This window comes from Sphingobium olei, assembly GCF_042678845.1.
In the GTDB taxonomy this organism is placed as follows: Bacteria; Pseudomonadota; Alphaproteobacteria; order Sphingomonadales; family Sphingomonadaceae; genus Sphingobium; species Sphingobium olei.
In genome coordinates, this window is the sequence record NZ_JBHTLS010000113.1 from 1 (window position 1) to 15,448 (window position 15,448).

Here is a 15,448-nt window from a genome sequence, read left to right on the forward strand (position 1 = left end):
CAAAACCAACATCCCGATCTCGCCGCCTGAACATCCAGACGGCTGTTTAAGCTATCGAAATGAGGGGTCCCTTTTAGACGCCGATCACCCCGCTAACGGGGTCCTTTTTGCACGCCGATTCACAACCGGTGGAACGCCTCGCTCCGCTTTGCGTCGCTACGTACCTGTAACCGACCACTGCAGCTGCTCTGTCGGCGGACGACGTGCTTGCCCCTTGTCTTCACCCGGATTCGCTCTCGCCCCGTCCGCTTTCGGCAACCGCATAGGAATTGGCATCGTATCGGGGAATCTCTCTGGATCGCGCCATTGGCCGATGTCGAAGATCTGATGCGATTTCTTCCGCGGTACGGCACGCAAGCGCGACGATGGTGAGCGTCGGATTTGCCCAGCCTGATGTCGGAAAGAGCGAACTGCCCGCGATAAAAAGATTGGCGATCCCGTGGACACGTCCGTGACTGTCGGCGACCCCGTCACGCGGCGTATCCGACATGCGCGTGGTCCCCATATGGTGGTAGCCGCCGATGGGATGCGCGCTCACCAGTGGATCGAATTGCCAGTCTCCGCCCTCAAGCCAGGACGCCGCTTCGGCAGCACCCAGATTTAGCCGCTGCAGTTCCGTGTCGAGCGCGTGCACAAGGCCTGACACGCTCCTCGTGTCGATTGCGCTTGTGCGCCAGTCCAGTCGGCTGATGGGAACGCCCATCGGATCGCGAAGATGCGACAGCATGACCCGGCTTTCCCGGTTTGGCGCCTGTTCGGCCCGCACAAGCAAGGCGATATCGAGTAGCCCCGCCTTGTTCAGCGCCCAGGGCCTCGCCGGTTCGGAATAGCGCAGGACCCGATGGCCAGTCTTCTTGACAGCCATCCAGAGTTCACGGCCGCGGCGATCGGGAGCGATAACATGCTTCAGCCTGGCATAGGACCGCATTGCATAGCTCTCGCGACGATGGGGCGGACGTCGCCCCACGATCGTGAGGGATGTATTGAGCAGCCCCTGCTCCTTCTGCAGCTCGATACCTGGCGCCAACAGGGCCGCAACCGACTGGCCATCCACTTCGTGCCTTTTCGCAAATGCGTTGAGGAGCATCCAGCTCCTGCCCGAGACGACGCGCCCTCCGCGGGCATGAGGATGCTCCATAAAGCACCGGCCGACCCAGTCCTGCCCGTTGCCGATGCCCGTCGGCATCACGGATCGCGACGCCAGTCGCAGGCGGGCGTTTTCGATACCGCCCGTCGCCAGAACATAATGGCGGGCTTTCACCGTGATGCGATGGCCCGCCAGGTTGCGGACGTCGAGATGATCGATGCTGCGCGCATTCGCCGCCGCGACAATCTCCCGCACGGTCGCGTGCGTGATGATCCTGCAGCGCGGATGATCGCGCAGGTCCCGGCAATTGTCGAAAGAGAAACGGCCGTGCTTTTCGTCGAACGTCCAAAGCAGGCTCCGGATGCGATCCGGCTTGAAATCGGGCATGACGACACCCGCTTCGATCAGGTCGGCAGCGCTGGGCTGCGTTTGTCGTAGCCCCAATATCTCCCGGGCTTCGCGATAATAGGGTCGCATCTGCGCCTTGCTGATCGGCCACCCGCTATGCTCGACCCATGGTCGCTTTTCGAAATCGATCGCATCGAGTTCCGCGCAACGACCGCCCCAGATCGCGGTCGTTCCGCCAAAGAAGCGAAGGCGTGAGTCTTGCAGGCGGTAATAATCTAGCCCGACATTCTCGCCTTCGTTCAAGGCTGCGATGTCGGCGTCATAGTCAATTCCCCCGCTTTCGAGCAGAACGACCTCGATACCACTGTCAAGCAGCTTGCGCGCAATCGTAATGCCGGCCGCGCCGGCTCCGATCACACACACCTCCGTGAAAAGCCCATTCCCGGCAATCGCGTCCAGACGATGATGCATGAAGGTTCAGACCGGCTTATCTGTTCTGTCGGGCCGATGAGGTAATCCTGTTCGCGGATCGAAAGATCGCCGCCATCGGCGTCGGACGGCCCGGCCATCTCCATTGCCCTGTTCCCGGCGCATCTTTTTCCATGTCATTGAAGGCCCTCCCTACGCCATCGACGCGATCGTTTTGCGAAAGCGACCGAGCGCGATGGCGAAAAACACGACGCCGATCACCGCGATCGCCAGAAACTGGGGCCAGACCACATCGATGCCCGCCCCCCGGAACAGGATGGCCTGTCCCAGTTCGACAAAATGGGTGGTCGGGGCGGCAAGCATGACGTCCTGGACGATCTGCGGCATGCTCTCACGCGGTGTGGTGCCGCCCGACAGCATCTGCAGCGGAAGCAATGCCAGTACCGCGAGCATACCGAATTGCGGCATGTTTCGCGCCAGCGTCGCCATGAAAATACCGAGCGACGTCGTCGCGAACAGGGCCAGCGCGGCGCCCGCGAAGAACAAGCTTATCGACCCCGCGACAGGGACACCGAGCGCTCCCCGCACGACCAGATTGAGCGAGAGAAAGGCGGCGACAAGAACCACCAGGCCCATGGACCACACTTTGCTCATCATGATTTCAAAAGGCGTCACCGGCATGACCAGCAGATGCTCGATCGTGCCATGCTCACGCTCACGGATCAGCGCCGCGCCCGTCAGGACGATCGACAAAAGGGTGATCTGGTTGATGATCTGCGACAGCCCGCCGAACCAGCTCTTGTCCAGGGTCGGGTTGAACCGGGCGCGCAGTTCCAGGTCGACCGGCAGCCCGCCGCCGCCGCGATAGCGCTGCACGAACTCATTGGCTTCGCCAAGGACGATCTGCTGGATGTAACCGCTCCCGGTAAAGGCCTGCGACATGCGCGTCGCGTCGGTGTTGAGCTGCACCTCGGCGGGTCGACCCGCCAACACGTCGCGCTGGAACCCCGAGGGAATGTGCAGAACGAACGTGTAGGTGCCTTCGTCCATGCCCGGATCGATCTGCGACGGCGCGATCATCACGGGCGGCGTGAACTGGGGTGGATAGAAAGCCGAGACGATGCGGTGCGATAGCGGCGAGCTGTCCTCGTCGACCACGGCGAGCGAGGCCTTGTGCAGGGTCTCGGGCATCGAGGAGGCAGACATGTAGACCGAGAAAGTGAAGGTGAACAGGATCAGCACGAGCATCATCGGATCGCGCCACAGGCTCCACAGCTCCTTCACGCCCAGGCGATAAATGTTCGAGAGCTTCTGGCCCATGTCAGCCTTCCTGCTTCTTGAGGAGCTTGATCGCCAGACCGACGATCACCGGCACCGCGATCACAAGCGGCCAGAAGGAATTGACGAGATCGCCAAATCCCAATGCCTTGTTGAACACGCCCCGCGTGATCGTGAACATGTGGCTTGCGGGATAGGTCTCGCCGATCAACCGTCCCGTTCCCTCGAGCGAGGACACGGGATCGATCATCCCGCCATAGGTGATCGCCGGGATCAGCGTGCCGACCATGGCCAGGAACATCGCCGCGATCTGGGTTCGCGTTACAGCAGAGGCGAGCAATCCCATTCCGGTCGCGATCAGCGAGAAGAGCAGCCCGGCGACCAGCATCGCGGCGATGCTTCCGTTGGGCGATACGTCGAAAAGCAGGGCCGACACGAGCACCATGACGATAAAATTGATCATGGCGAGCGCGACATAGGGCAACTGCTTACCCAGAAGGAATTCCGCGCGCGTCACCGGCGTCACATAAAGGTTGATGATCGCGCCGGTCTCCTTCTCGCGTACGACCGCCAGTGCGGCGAGCATCGCCGGCAGCATCAGCAGAAGCAGGGGAATGACCGCCGGTACCATCGCGGGCAGGCTTTTGACGTCGGGATTGTAGCGAAAGCGGTTTTCCACCGCGATCGAACCGCCCGCGGCGCCGATCCCGGCCATGCGCATCTGGTCGGCGAGCCAGTGCTGGTGGAGACCCTGGACATAGCCCTGCACTGTTTCGCCCCGCATCGGCATCGCGCCGTCGAACCAGGCGGCGACCGCGACGCGCTCGCCGCGCAGCAGGTCGCGCCCGAAGCCGGGCGGGATCTCGATGGCGAGCGCAAGATCGCCGCTTTTCATCCGCCGGTCGAGATCGTCATAGTCGGTGATGGGCGGCTGCTCGAGAAAATAGGGCGAACCGGAAATGTCGAGCTGATAGCGCTGGCTCATGCTGCTCTGGTCGCGGTCCAGCACGGCGTAGCGCAGGTTGTTGACGTCCATGCTGATGCCGAACCCCATCACCAGCAGCAGGATCACCGAGCCCGCGAGAGCCAGCGTTCCGCGCAGGGGATCGCGACGCAGTTCGAGTGCCTCGCGCCAGACATAGCTCAGCATGCGCTGGACGCTGAACCGGGACCTTTCCCCATCGCTTTCATGTCCCTGCTGAGACTGCACGATGGAGATGTCCTCGCTCTTCCCGTCGCCATCTCCGCCTGCCTCTACCAGATAGCCGATAAAGGCTTCTTCCAGTGATCCGGCTCCGCGTTTTTCGACCAGTCTGGCGGGGGTGTCGCTGTCCAGCACCTGTCCGGCATGCATCATCGACATCCGGTCGCATCGCTCCGCTTCGTTCATGAAGTGGGTCGAGATGAAGATCGTCACCTTGTCGCGGCGCGACAGTTCGGCGAGCAAGTTCCAGAAGGCGTCGCGTGCGACCGGATCGACGCCGGACGTCGGCTCGTCGAGGATCAGAAGTTCGGGCTTGTGCACCATGGCGACCGCGAGGCTGAGGCGCTGCCGGATGCCGAGCGGCAACTGCTCGGGCAGCTCGTCCATCACTGCCTCAAGACTGAAGCGGTCGGCCATTTCGGTGACCCGGTCAGGAATATCCTCGATCGGCACGTGAAACAGCCGGGCATGCAGCTCAAGATTCTGTCGGACGGTCAGTTCGCCATAGAGCGAGAAAGCCTGGCTCATATAACCGACGCGCCTGCGGGTTGCGATGTCGTGTGAATCGACCTCGTTGCCGAACAGCCAGGCCTGACCTTCGCTCGCAGGCAGCAGCCCGGTCAGCATCTTCATTGTCGTCGACTTGCCGCACCCGTTGGACCCGAGAAAGCCGAAGATCTCGCCGCGGCGGATACGGAAACTGACATGATCGACAGCGACGAAATCGCCGAAGCGCATGGTGAGATCCTTCGCCTCGATGGCGATGTCGTCGTCATCCACGTCGAGCGGCGGGATCACGACCGGCTTGTGCCCGCGCTTCCTCTCTTCGGGCAGCAGTTCGGCGAACGCGGCCTCGAGATGATGCGCGCCTGTCCGCTCCAGAAGCTCTGTCGGGGTGCCGGTCGCAAGCAGTGCGCCGTCGTCCATCGCAACCAGCCAGTCGAAGCGCTCGGCCTCGTCCATATAGGCGGTCGCGACGATAACGCTCATGCCGGCACGATCTTCGCGAATCCGCGCGATCAGGTCCCAGAATTGCGCGCGCGCCAAAGGGTCGACGCCTGTGGTCGGCTCATCCAGGATCAGAAGATCGGGATCGTGGATGAGCGCGCAGCACAGGCCAAGCTTCTGCTTCATGCCCCCCGACAGCTTGCCGGCCGGACGTGAGAGGAAGGAATACAGCCCCGTGCTGCGCGTCAAAGCATCGATCCGGCGACGCCGTTCAGCCGCGCCATGGCCGAAAAGCCGCGCGAAAAACTGGAGATTCTCTTCCACCGACAGCGTCGGATAGAGGTTCCGGCCGAGCCCCTGTGGCATGTAGGCGATGCGCGGGCAGACGCCCTCGCGATGGCGCCGGTCGGTCATGGCGCCACCCAGCACGTGGACCTCGCCCTCCTGAACGGCGCGCGCACCCGCTATCAGGGAAAGGAGGCTTGATTTTCCGACGCCATCAGGACCGATGAGGCCGACCATCTGTCCAGCGGATATGTCGAGATCGATGCCCCGAAGCGCTTCCGCCTTGCCGTAGTGCAGGCGCACTCCGGCAAGGCGGACGACCGGCGGCCCCTCGGGGGGCTGGGGGCGGACCACCGGTCTACTCCTTCACTACATTGCCCAGATTCTGGGGCCAGGGGGTGTCGGAATCGATGCGGACATAGGCCATGCCGGGAAGGCCCGTTTTCACCATGGCGATATGGCGCTGGAGCAGCTTGGGGTCGATCCTGGCCCGTACCCGGAACATCAGCTTCTGGCGCTCGCTCTGCGTCTCGACCGTCTTGGGCGTGAACTGGGCGACATCGGCCACGAAGCTGATTGTGGCCGGGATCACATATTGCGGCGCGGCGTCGAGCACGAGGCGCACTTCGCTGCCGATACGGACGCGTCCCGCGACGGTCTCGGGCAGGAAGAAGGTCATGTAGACATCCGCAAGGTCAACGAGGTTCATCACCCGGCCACCGCCGGCGACCACCTCGCCGGGCTGCGCGACCCGATACTGGATGCGGCCGCTGCGGGGCGCGCGCAGGTCGCTGTCGCGAATATCGGCCTCGATACGCTGGATGGTCGCGCGCGCGGCATCGACATTGGACCGGGAGCCGATGACCTGGCTTCGCGCCGTGCCGATGGCGGCGTCGACGGCGGCGAGCTGCGCCTTTGCCGCCTCAACGGCTGCTGTGGCGCCTTCGACCTGGGCCTGATCGTCATCGCGCTCCTGAACCGCGGTCGCCCCTTCGCGCGCGAGTGTCTCGGAGCGCCCGAGCCGCTTGCGCGCCGCATTGAGTTCCGCCTCGCGCTGCCGCACGCCGGCAAATGCCGCAGCACGCTCGCTTTGCCTCTGCGCAACCTGGCTTTCGGCGATCAGGATGGCGTTTTGAGCCTGGGCCAGTTGCGCTTCCGCCTCTGCTTTCTGGGCAGCCAGAACATCGGTATCCATATGGGCGACGACCTGGCCCGCCTTCACGAATGCGCCCTCGTCAACGACGATGTCGCGAATCCTGCCAGGTGATTTGGCGGAGACGTCCATTTCCACCGCCTCGATGCGGCCATTGCCGCTGACGATACCCTCGGGAAGCCCGCCCGGCGCCAGCAAGCGCCAGGCAAGGTACAGGATCGCCATCAGCGCCACAGCGATGCCGCCCCGGATCAGCCATGTCTTCTGGGACGTCTTCATCGTTGCAATTCTCCTGACGTGGGCGTGCCGGACGCGCCTGGATCAAAACCGGGCGGACCGGCAAAGCCGCCGCCAAGGGCGGCATAAAGGGCGATGGCGCTGGCGAGGTGAGCACGGCGCAACTGCACCAGCGTCTGCTCGGTATCGAAAAGATCCCGCTGCGCATCGAGGACCTCGAGATAGGCCGATCGGCCATGGTCGAAGCGAAGCTGCGCCAGCCGCGCCCGCTCGCGCAGCGCTTCGAGCACGGTGCGGGTCGTCTCGATCTGCAGCGCCAGCTGGCGTCGCCGTACCAGCGCATCGGACACATCCCTGAACGCGCTCTGGACGGTCTTCTCATACTCCGCGACGGCGCCGACCTGCCGGGCCTTCATGACGTCGAGATTGGCCGCGAGCCGACCGCCGTTGAAGAGCGGTTGCGTGATCGTCGGCGTGAAGCTCCACGCCCGGCTGCCGTCGCCGAAGAGTCCGTCAAGGTCGGGGCTGGCCGTTCCGAACGCCACCGTCAGGCTGATATTGGGAAAGAAGGCGGCACGCGCGGCGCCGATATTGGCATTGGCGGCGCGCAGGCGGTACTCGGCCGCGATAATATCGGGGCGATTGGCAATCAGGTCGGAAGGCAGGCCCGTCGGCAGATCGATCTGTGGCGCGGCCTGCGCGAGCCCCAGCGGCCCTGGCGGGATCTCGACCGGCTGGCCGACGAGCAAGGCCAGGGCATTGCGATTGACCGCACGATCCTGTTCGAGGCCCTGCAGCACCGTCTGCGCCTGGGCGAGCAGGGTCTGGGCCTGGGTCATTTCGAGCTTGGATCCTGAGCCCACCTCGTAGCGCCGGCGCAGGATCCGCAGCGACTCCGCGCGGGTTGCAATCGTCTGCTCGGCGATCGCGACCCGCTCCTCATACTCGCGCTCGAGCAGATAGCCGTTAGCCACCTGGGCGATGAGATCGGTGGCGAGCGCGCGGCGCGCCTCTTCCGTCGCAAGATACTGGTTTCGCGCCGCGTCCCGCAGATTGCGCAGACGCCCCCAGAAATCGATCTCCCAGCCGGCGCTGAGTTGCGCGCTGACCTGTTTGACATCCAGGCTCTGGCTGCCGAGGCCCGGCAGGTTGATGATCGAGCGCCCCCGCGTGCCCGTTCCCACCGCATTGAGCTCGGGGTAGACCGCGGACCCCTCGATCCGCCAGGCGGCGCGCGCCTCTGCGATGCGGGCAGCGGCAATCTGGATGTCGCGATTATTGTCGAGCGCCGTCGCGATCAGCGCGCGCAGATGGTCCTCGCGGAAGAAATCACGCCACCCGATGCGCGCGATCGATGCGCCGCCCGATGTCGCACCGGGATAGTCCTGCGGGACCGGTTGCGCGGGCCGGACATGGGCGGGCGCGAAGGAGCAACCGGCCAGAAGGAGCGGCATGGCCAGGACGATCGCGGCTTGCGTCAATCCAGGCCGGTGGTCCTTCAATTTCGCTGGTGCGCTCATACCCTGTCGCGTCGTCCCCGTTCCGATAGCAAATATGATCGACCCCCGCGCCACGGACGCGGGAGCCGATGGCCCTGAGCTGCGACCCTCAGGCTGTGTCTTTGGACTTCGCCGTCGTCCGCGGCGTGGAAGCGGGTTCCTCGGCAGCCTTGTCCGGAGCCGCCGGCGTTTTGGCCACGGGCTGGAACCAGACCGTCAGTTTCTCGGTGAGCGCCTGCTGACCTTCGGTTGCTTGCGAGAATGCGTCCTTGACCGCGCCCTGCCAGTCTTCGAACGCGGACCGGATCCGCGCCGAGGCTTCCTCATGGCGCTTCTCGATTTCGCCAAGAAGGCCCGTCATCTCGTCGCTCTTGAACGCGGGAACGCTGGTTCCCGGCTTGAACTCCTTGAACTGATCGAAGATCGTGGACGCCGCCTTGCCGCTGACCTTCACATAGGTCTCACCGCTTTCGCGCGCGACCTGCGCGAGCGTCGTGGCGAATTGTCCATTGGCTTTGCCGAGCGCACTGATCTGATCGAAGGGATAAGTCATGAGGCTATTCCTTTTATAACGGAACCTGTTGGAGCAGTTTCGGCCGCTTATGTTGCGGCGCGATATACGTGATGCCACTTAGACGGGGCGGCGCCCTCCCGATCGCCTATCCGTTGGCGATATATTGCCCCCCGTTGAGGGTGAGCACGGAGCCGGTGCAAAAGCCCGCCCTGGGCGACGCCAGATAGGAAACCGCATCGGCTACTTCCTGTGGCGCGCCGAGCCGCCCGACCGGGATGCCCGCGATGATCGCGGCGCGGACCTCTTCCCTGACCGCCGCCACCATCTCGGTATCGACATAGCCTGGGCAGACGGCGTTGACCGTGATGCCGCGGGCGGCGTTTTCCTGGGCGAGCGCCTTGGTGAAACCAATGACGCCGGCCTTGGCCGCCGAATAATTGACCTGTCCGACCTGGCCTTTCTGGCCGTTGATCGAGGAGATATTGATGATGCGCCCGAAGCCGCGCTCACGCATGCCCTCAATGACGGCGCGCGTCATGGCGAACATCGAGTCGAGATTGGTCGCCAGCACCTCGCGCCATTGGGTCCAGCTCATGCGATGGAACATCCCGTCCCGCGTGATGCCGGCATTGTTGACGAGCACCGAGATCGGGCCAAGTTGCGCTTCGACCGCCGCCACGCCCTCCCGGCAGGCGCCCTCATCGGCGACGTCCCAGCGGAAGACCGATATCCCCGTCTCCCGACTGAACTGCTCGGCTGCCTTGTCATTGCCATGGTAGATGCTGGCGACCTCCCATCCTTGTGCCTTCAGCGCGACAGCGATGGCGGCGCCGATGCCGCGTGTGCCGCCAGTTACGAGAGCGATTTCGGTCATTCATCCGGTTCCCTTGGTTCAGGCTTGAGCCGCGACCATTCCGTCGCGCTCCCTCTCCGGACAATGCGTAAGTATACTTATCGGTTTTGTTATTGCGTCTGTCTGCACCATGATCAAGCGCGATCTTTGAGCTGCGTGTGAAATCGGTCTAATGACGTCGATGTGACCATCCCGAAATCCAGTTCCCGCAAGCGTCCCCTCCCCGCGCGCGACCCGCGCGGGGGCAGGCCCACGCAAGACGTTGCCGCCCGCCTCAGCGATCATATTCTCGAGATCGCGCTCGCGCAGTTCATCGCCCAGGGCCCCGAGAAGACGAGCATGGATGACATCGCGGCGGCGGCGAACGTATCGAAGCGCACGCTTTATGCGCGCTATGGTTCGAAGACGGGATTGCTGGTCGCCGTGATGCGGCACGGAATCGACGACCGGCTGAAGCCCATCGCGGCGACCATGCGCACCGGATGCCTGCGCGAGCGCTTGCTTCGGACCGCGCAAAAGATGCTGGATCTTTCGCTCAAGCCCGAGACCATTGGGTTTGAAAAACTCGCCTATTGGGTTCGCGATCAGAACGTCGACGACATCGACGTCCAGACCCTGCTTGGCATCAATCCGGGAAGCCGGCTGATCCAGACGTTGCTCGAGGAAGCGGCAGGCCCGGAGAGGGCGGCCTCTTTAGACATGCGCTTTCTCGGTATGTTTATTTTCGACGCCCTGGTGACATCCCCGCGGCAACGGATTCTTGTTCGTAAGGATCTGCCGAACACGGCCGCGGCAAAGACCGCCTATCTCGAGCAGGCGACCGATTTTATCTTCAAGGCTATTCTGACCCTCTCGCAGCAACCGGAGTGCGGACCATGATGCCGCAGTCACGATAAGCTGCGCGAGGCCGCCACTTGTTCCAGGGATCAGCAACACATTTCAATCGAGCTTGATCTGAAGGTCCGGATCGGCTTTTTCCATCGCGCGCCTGAACGCCGGCCTGGCAGCGATCCGGTGCAGATAGGCACGGATCGCCGGATAGGGCGAAAGACCGACCGGCACGAACTCCCGCATGGTCGTAAGCGGGAACACCATCATGATGTCGGCGATGGTGAATTGCTCCCCCGCAAGCCAGGAACGCCCGTCAGCCAGATGCGCTTCGAGCGCCTCCAGCCCGCGATCGGCGCGCTGGCGCATGACAGAAGCCATGTCGCCCTCTGCCATCAACATCATCATGCTCGGCATCAGCGACCCGTTGCCGAAATGATACCAATAGAGATACTCAGGAAAACTAGGGTCATCCGACGCCACGGACAGCCGCCCGTCACCGTGTCGCGCAACGATATAGTCGATGATCGCCCCGGATTCGGCGAGGCAAAGGCCATCATCGGTGATCACCGGAGCCGTGCCGGACGGATGGAGCGCTTTATACTCCGCGGGCGCCAGACGCGTGACAGGATCGCGCTCATAGCGCACCATCTCGTAAGGGATGCCCAGTTCTTCGCAAAGCCAGACGATCCGGTCCGACTGCGATATTCCAAGGTGATGAACGGTCAGCATCTTTGTCTCCGTGATTCTTATGTGATCAACTTCGTTCGGAAAGCGTCGCCTGCAAGACGGCGACCACTTCTCGGACCCGATCGCGCAACTCGGCGACATCCGCGTCCGCAATCGCGAGCTGCGCGGAAAGCGCTGCCGGCACCGCCCGCGTCGGTTCGCGCAAATCGCGTCCCCTGGACGTCAAAGCGATCAGGACGCGCCGCTCGTCGGTCACATCGCGCGTGCGGCTGATCAACCCCGCAAGCTCCATCCGTTTAAGGAGAGGCGTCAGCGTTCCGCTGTCGAGATGGAGCCGATCACCAAGCGATCCAACCGACTGGGGCGTTTCCCGCCAGAGAACAAGCAAGACCAGATATTGCGGGTAGGTGAGGCCGAGCTCGGCGAGCAGGGGCCGGTAAAGGCGCCCAAGCAGGTTCGATGCGGCATAGAGTGGAAAGCAGACTTGCCGATCCAGATCGAGCGGATCTTCGCTGACAGGAGATTCCATATGACGTTCTCCGACCATACCGCCATGACAGCCGGACGCAGCTACCTCGGGCGCTTTGGCTCGCCGCAGGTTCCGATCTCGATCACCTACTCCCGGCATTTATTTATGACTCAATATGATTGTGTCAAATGATTCGCCATATCAACGGGCGTCTGCTGGAGGGGGCGAAATCCAACAACCCTCTCCGACGTTGCGCCAAAGAGGTGTCAGTTTTCAAAGTTGACGTCAGCGGATTGCCACAAACAACTTCAGCACGGATTCACCGAGCGGCTATGGGGGGAGATCACATCGGTCTTAACTCGGCTGGCCTCCCGGCGGCTCTGCGGACAAAGCTGCCATCTGTGCGGCCGATCGACTCAGGAGAGACGCAATATCATATCCCAACGATCCAGCCCTGGCGCGAAACCATCGGCGGTGATGTTCGCGGCGGTAAAACCAAACCCCTCATAGAAACCATGAGTGTGCTGGCTTGTCGCCAACAATACTTCGTTGATGCCCGGCGCGGCGCGGGCCAACGCCAATCGAGCCTGTGTCAGATGAGTTCCCAACTTTTGGGCATGATGTGCCTTATCGACCATTCCCCAAGCCAGATATGCCTTTTTCTGCACTGCATCAGTAATCAGCCCCCCGCAGGCGACTATCGAACCTTCGCGTTCAAGCGCCAAATAGAGCCTGTCTCTGCCGTTGATACTTTGCAAGAAATCACAAAATTCGATGCGTTCTTCCTCTGCAAAGAAGGATGGCACATTGCTATCGAATAGCGCCAAACAGGCGGAAACGTCGTCGAGCACATACGGCCGGGATAGAATATCGTTCATGCCGCCCTATAGCCTAGTCAGCTTTCGACTGGCCAGAGCAGTGACCAGTTTGGGCTCAAAGTGATGCTACAGCAACGGAGTTAACATCGGGCTTCCCGAAAGAAATGTCCGACAAACACATGATCCCGACAGGGGCACGGTGCAATTCCGCGACGATACCGCCGCTCACGGCGTTGCGCGGTTCCCCGATCCCTCACAATGCCCGAAAACCACTGTCGGATTGCGAAAGTGGCCGACAACCTCGCTGGCAGGGTTTTCCGTCAGGGGGCATCGGCGTTGATCGGGTAGTCTATTGCCAGCCCCCACCGAGGGCGGCGCGATTCATGTGATTTCCGGCAGTTAAAAAACGCGCACCGCCAGTGCCTTGTCTCCAAAGCTATCGTCAGCCAAGCTTGAATGCTGAGGGAGGTCGTTAATCAATGAATGTAGATCGAGAATATCCTTGTGACGCTGTGCCCATACCGGCAGGCCTGTTCACGCTCTTGGAGGGGTATCAATGGGCGCGCGAGAATGTCGGGGAATCAGGCGGTGCCGTTTATCGGCTGCATGGAAAGACCGGCGCGCCTGACCTGTTCCTGAAGCATGGCCGAAGCGCTGTAGCTGGCGACATAACTGACGAAATGGTCCGATTGCGTTGGTTAGCGAGGCACTTCCCCGTCCCGATTGTCGAAGGCTTCATCGCCACGCAGGATGAGGCATGGCTGTTAATGACGGCGGTGCCCGGGCAAACCGCATATCAGTTTCTAGATGCGCAGCCCGATGCCCGCGTTGGGATAGTCGAGGCGCTCGCAACATTCCTGCGGCGTCTTCATGCGATCCCGGTCAGCGAATGTCCCTTCACCAGCGATCACGCCTATCGCCTTGCCAGGGCGCGCGAAAGGATCGACGCGGGTCTGGTTGAGGAAGATGATTTCGACGATGAGCGCGAAGGTTGGACGGCAGAACAGGTGTGGAAAGCGATGCAGGGCCTGCTGCCGATGCCGTCCGATCCCATCGTCACGCATGGCGATTTCTCGCTCGACAATATTCTAATGCTCGATGGTGAGGTAGTCGGCTGCATTGATGTAGGACGGGTCGGGATCGCGGATCGCTACCAAGACCTTGCCATACTATGGAGTTGCCTAGGAGAGTTCGACCCCTCGCTTCAGCAAAGATTTCTGACGCAATATGGTGTCACCGATTTAGACCGGCGTAAGTTGCAATTTCATCTACTGCTGGACGAGCTATTCTAGCCGCTGCACGATAATCAAGCGATAGCCGCGTTCGGCCATGTGATTGCTGATCGAGCCGACTGCACGATGAGCACTTGTTTCGGAAGTCGATTGAGGTTGCGATCACGATTGTTAACATGATGGCATGAGTGACCAAGCCCCTCGCACGATCCAGATAGCCGCCGCCTTAATCAACGATGATGCGGGGCGGTTGCTGTTGGTCCGCAAGGCCGGGACCGAGTGGTTTATGCAAGCAGGTGGTAAGATCGAGAACGGCGAGAGTCCTTTGAACACCCTGCGTCGTGAACTAAGCGAAGAAATCGGGCTGGTGCTGGCCAATGGCGATGCGCGCTACCTTGGTCGCTATTCCGCGCCCGCTGCCAACGAACCCGGCCATATTGTCGAAGCCGAAGTCTTCCATGTGCGGATTCAACATGACCCAATTACGCGGTCGGAAATTGAGGAAGCCGTGTGGGTCGATCACGTCACCGCAACGGCACTGCCCTTGGCACCTTTGACCCGCGATCATATCTTGCCGCTGTCCCGCACACTTTGATTCCACGCCTTTTATCGTCGTGACATAACCTGACCAAAAATCAGGCGGTTCTCAAAATGCCGCGCGCCATGTGATTTCTGGCCTACTCATTCTAGCCAGCCCTCTTAAGCTGGTTCGATGGACAGAGCCTCACCGGATAGCAGCCTGCATGCGATCGTGGCGGCAAGCCCGATCCTTAGCACAATTTTGGATCGCTGGGCCTCCATCGACCTGCCCGATTGCTGGCTATCGGGCAGCGCCATCGCGCAAACGGCCTGGAACTCCGCATTCGGCCTGCCGCCGGAACACGGCCTCGCCGACATCGATTTGGTCTATTTCGATGACGCTGATCTGTCGGAAGAAGGCGAAGCCCAGCAAGCGGCGCGCATCCGTGACCTATTTTGTGACGTGCCGCTATGGATCGACGCCAAAAATGAGGCACGGGTCCATCTTTGGTATGAGCCGAAGTTCGGCTACTCGATCACGCCATATCAATCGAACGAGCATGCCATTTCCACCTTTCCGACGACAGCGGGAGCGGTTGCGATCCGCCCTGATACTGCAGCGAGTATCTCGATATTCGCCCCCTTTGGCTTGGACGATCTGCTGAACTGCACGGTGCGGCCCAATAAGGTGCAGATTACCCAAGCGATCTACGAGGCTAAGGTAGCGCGCTGGCGGAAATGCTGGCCGAGACTGACGATAATCGATTGGCACCAATTTTAAGTCGCCCCGACCCCCTACCGACAATCAGGTGAATTCCGACGTCCAGGAGACTGTTGCGCGCTTAGCGCAGGATTTCGCCCCCTTCAGCTAACGCCCCCCTACCAGACCGGGGACGGACTGAGCTGCCCGCCTGCTCCCGGGCACGGGTCAATCGGCGGGAGGCGGTCCACAAGCGGTTTGACGACCGGAATACGAAACTTATAAGTATAGTTACTGATGGCGCGCCGCCGGGTTCACGGCGAAAGAAGCGCCACGCCGTTTCGACCGTGAGAAAGC

The 15,448-nt window shown here is 61.8% G+C and carries 16 protein-coding genes; 5 read left to right on the forward strand and 11 right to left on the reverse strand.

The window, feature by feature from the left end:
* Positions 1-220: 220 nt before the first annotated feature.
* The 8 genes from ACFQ24_RS08020 to phbB all read right to left on the reverse strand — a co-directional run bounded on the left by ACFQ24_RS08020 (position 221) and on the right by phbB (position 9,856).
* Entirely contained in the window at positions 221-1,852 is a 1,632-nt protein-coding gene (locus ACFQ24_RS08020; RefSeq protein ID WP_380910301.1) for an FAD-dependent oxidoreductase, read from the reverse strand.
* Positions 1,849-2,010: a hypothetical protein gene (locus ACFQ24_RS08025; protein ID WP_380910303.1), complete on the reverse strand. Its 162-nt coding sequence runs from the start codon at positions 2,008-2,010 to the stop codon at positions 1,849-1,851. Before ACFQ24_RS08025 ends, ACFQ24_RS08020 begins: the two co-directional genes overlap by 4 nt.
* Positions 2,011-2,056: 46 nt before the next feature.
* On the reverse strand, positions 2,057-3,184 hold the full coding sequence (locus ACFQ24_RS08030) for an ABC transporter permease (protein ID WP_185707373.1): 1,128 nt from the start codon (positions 3,182-3,184) through the stop codon (positions 2,057-2,059).
* A gap of 1 nt (position 3,185) precedes the next feature.
* The gene (gene rbbA, locus ACFQ24_RS08035) at positions 3,186-5,933 is read right to left on the reverse strand and encodes a ribosome-associated ATPase/putative transporter RbbA (protein ID WP_185707375.1); all 2,748 of its coding nucleotides are present in this window, start codon (positions 5,931-5,933) and stop codon (positions 3,186-3,188) included.
* A gap of 4 nt (positions 5,934-5,937) precedes the next feature.
* Positions 5,938-7,011, reverse strand: a complete 1,074-nt coding sequence (locus ACFQ24_RS08040) for an HlyD family secretion protein (RefSeq protein WP_048576984.1) — start codon at positions 7,009-7,011, stop codon at positions 5,938-5,940.
* Positions 7,008-8,450, reverse strand: coding sequence for an efflux transporter outer membrane subunit (locus ACFQ24_RS08045; RefSeq protein ID WP_347880933.1), 1,443 nt, complete (start codon positions 8,448-8,450; stop codon positions 7,008-7,010). The genes ACFQ24_RS08040 and ACFQ24_RS08045 overlap by 4 nt, the downstream gene beginning before the upstream one ends.
* Before the next feature lie 127 nt (positions 8,451-8,577).
* On the reverse strand, positions 8,578-9,021 hold the full coding sequence (locus ACFQ24_RS08050) for a hypothetical protein (RefSeq protein WP_185707379.1): 444 nt from the start codon (positions 9,019-9,021) through the stop codon (positions 8,578-8,580).
* Positions 9,022-9,127: 106 nt separating this feature from the next.
* Entirely contained in the window at positions 9,128-9,856 is a 729-nt protein-coding gene (phbB, locus tag ACFQ24_RS08055; RefSeq protein ID WP_185707381.1) for an acetoacetyl-CoA reductase, read from the reverse strand.
* 162 nt (positions 9,857-10,018) lie between these two features.
* On the opposite strand from phbB, the gene ACFQ24_RS08060 reads away from it, so the two are divergent.
* Positions 10,019-10,714, forward strand: coding sequence for a TetR/AcrR family transcriptional regulator (locus ACFQ24_RS08060; RefSeq protein ID WP_185707383.1), 696 nt, complete (start codon positions 10,019-10,021; stop codon positions 10,712-10,714).
* Positions 10,715-10,774: 60 nt separating this feature from the next.
* On the opposite strand, the gene ACFQ24_RS08065 is transcribed toward ACFQ24_RS08060, so the two are convergent.
* The gene (locus ACFQ24_RS08065; RefSeq protein WP_380910306.1) at positions 10,775-11,395 is read right to left on the reverse strand and encodes a glutathione S-transferase family protein; all 621 of its coding nucleotides are present in this window, start codon (positions 11,393-11,395) and stop codon (positions 10,775-10,777) included.
* Positions 11,396-11,420: 25 nt separating this feature from the next.
* A complete protein-coding gene (locus ACFQ24_RS08070; RefSeq protein WP_279606779.1) occupies positions 11,421-11,882 on the reverse strand; it encodes a MarR family winged helix-turn-helix transcriptional regulator in 462 nt (153 codons plus the stop codon).
* Here ACFQ24_RS08070 and ACFQ24_RS08075 point away from each other — a divergent pair, their 5' ends adjacent.
* Positions 11,883-12,014: a hypothetical protein gene (locus ACFQ24_RS08075; protein WP_279606780.1), complete on the forward strand. Its 132-nt coding sequence runs from the start codon at positions 11,883-11,885 to the stop codon at positions 12,012-12,014.
* Positions 12,015-12,238: 224 nt separating this feature from the next.
* On the opposite strand, the gene ACFQ24_RS08080 is transcribed toward ACFQ24_RS08075, so the two are convergent.
* Positions 12,239-12,700, reverse strand: coding sequence for a GNAT family N-acetyltransferase (locus ACFQ24_RS08080; protein WP_185707391.1), 462 nt, complete (start codon positions 12,698-12,700; stop codon positions 12,239-12,241).
* Positions 12,701-13,119: 419 nt separating this feature from the next.
* Here ACFQ24_RS08080 and ACFQ24_RS08085 point away from each other — a divergent pair, with 419 nt between their 5' ends.
* From ACFQ24_RS08085 to ACFQ24_RS08095, 3 genes are all read left to right on the forward strand, one after another.
* Entirely contained in the window at positions 13,120-13,932 is an 813-nt protein-coding gene (locus ACFQ24_RS08085) for an APH(3')-I family aminoglycoside O-phosphotransferase (RefSeq protein WP_185707393.1), read from the forward strand.
* Between the two features lie 124 nt (positions 13,933-14,056).
* Positions 14,057-14,467 (forward strand): NUDIX hydrolase, encoded by a 411-nt coding sequence (locus tag ACFQ24_RS08090; protein ID WP_185707395.1) that lies wholly within the window; start codon positions 14,057-14,059, stop codon positions 14,465-14,467.
* A 117-nt stretch (positions 14,468-14,584) separates the two neighbouring features.
* Positions 14,585-15,172 carry a nucleotidyltransferase family protein gene (locus ACFQ24_RS08095; RefSeq protein WP_185707397.1) on the forward strand — a complete coding sequence of 196 codons (588 nt, stop codon included), beginning with the start codon at positions 14,585-14,587 and terminating at the stop codon, positions 15,170-15,172.
* The last annotated feature ends 276 nt before the right edge of the window (positions 15,173-15,448 follow it).

What these genes read in the sequence shown, in the direction of transcription:
- ACFQ24_RS08025 (WP_380910303.1), bottom strand. Translation starts at nt 2,010, where the DNA reads ATGGAGATGGCCGGGCCGTCCGACGCCGATGGCGGCGATCTTTCGATC.
- ACFQ24_RS08030 (WP_185707373.1), bottom strand. Translation starts at nt 3,184, where the DNA reads ATGGGCCAGAAGCTCTCGAACATTTATCGCCTGGGCGTGAAGGAGCTG.
- ACFQ24_RS08040 (WP_048576984.1), bottom strand. Translation starts at nt 7,011, where the DNA reads ATGAAGACGTCCCAGAAGACATGGCTGATCCGGGGCGGCATCGCTGTG.
- ACFQ24_RS08050 (WP_185707379.1), bottom strand. Translation starts at nt 9,021, where the DNA reads ATGACTTATCCCTTCGATCAGATCAGTGCGCTCGGCAAAGCCAATGGA.
- phbB (WP_185707381.1), bottom strand. Translation starts at nt 9,856, where the DNA reads ATGACCGAAATCGCTCTCGTAACTGGCGGCACACGCGGCATCGGCGCC.
- ACFQ24_RS08065 (WP_380910306.1), bottom strand. Translation starts at nt 11,395, where the DNA reads ATGCTGACCGTTCATCACCTTGGAATATCGCAGTCGGACCGGATCGTC.
- ACFQ24_RS08070 (WP_279606779.1), bottom strand. Translation starts at nt 11,882, where the DNA reads ATGGAATCTCCTGTCAGCGAAGATCCGCTCGATCTGGATCGGCAAGTC.
- ACFQ24_RS08075 (WP_279606780.1), top strand. Translation starts at nt 11,883, where the DNA reads ATGACGTTCTCCGACCATACCGCCATGACAGCCGGACGCAGCTACCTC.
- ACFQ24_RS08080 (WP_185707391.1), bottom strand. Translation starts at nt 12,700, where the DNA reads ATGAACGATATTCTATCCCGGCCGTATGTGCTCGACGACGTTTCCGCC.
- ACFQ24_RS08085 (WP_185707393.1), top strand. Translation starts at nt 13,120, where the DNA reads ATGAATGTAGATCGAGAATATCCTTGTGACGCTGTGCCCATACCGGCA.
- ACFQ24_RS08090 (WP_185707395.1), top strand. Translation starts at nt 14,057, where the DNA reads ATGAGTGACCAAGCCCCTCGCACGATCCAGATAGCCGCCGCCTTAATC.
- ACFQ24_RS08095 (WP_185707397.1), top strand. Translation starts at nt 14,585, where the DNA reads ATGGACAGAGCCTCACCGGATAGCAGCCTGCATGCGATCGTGGCGGCA.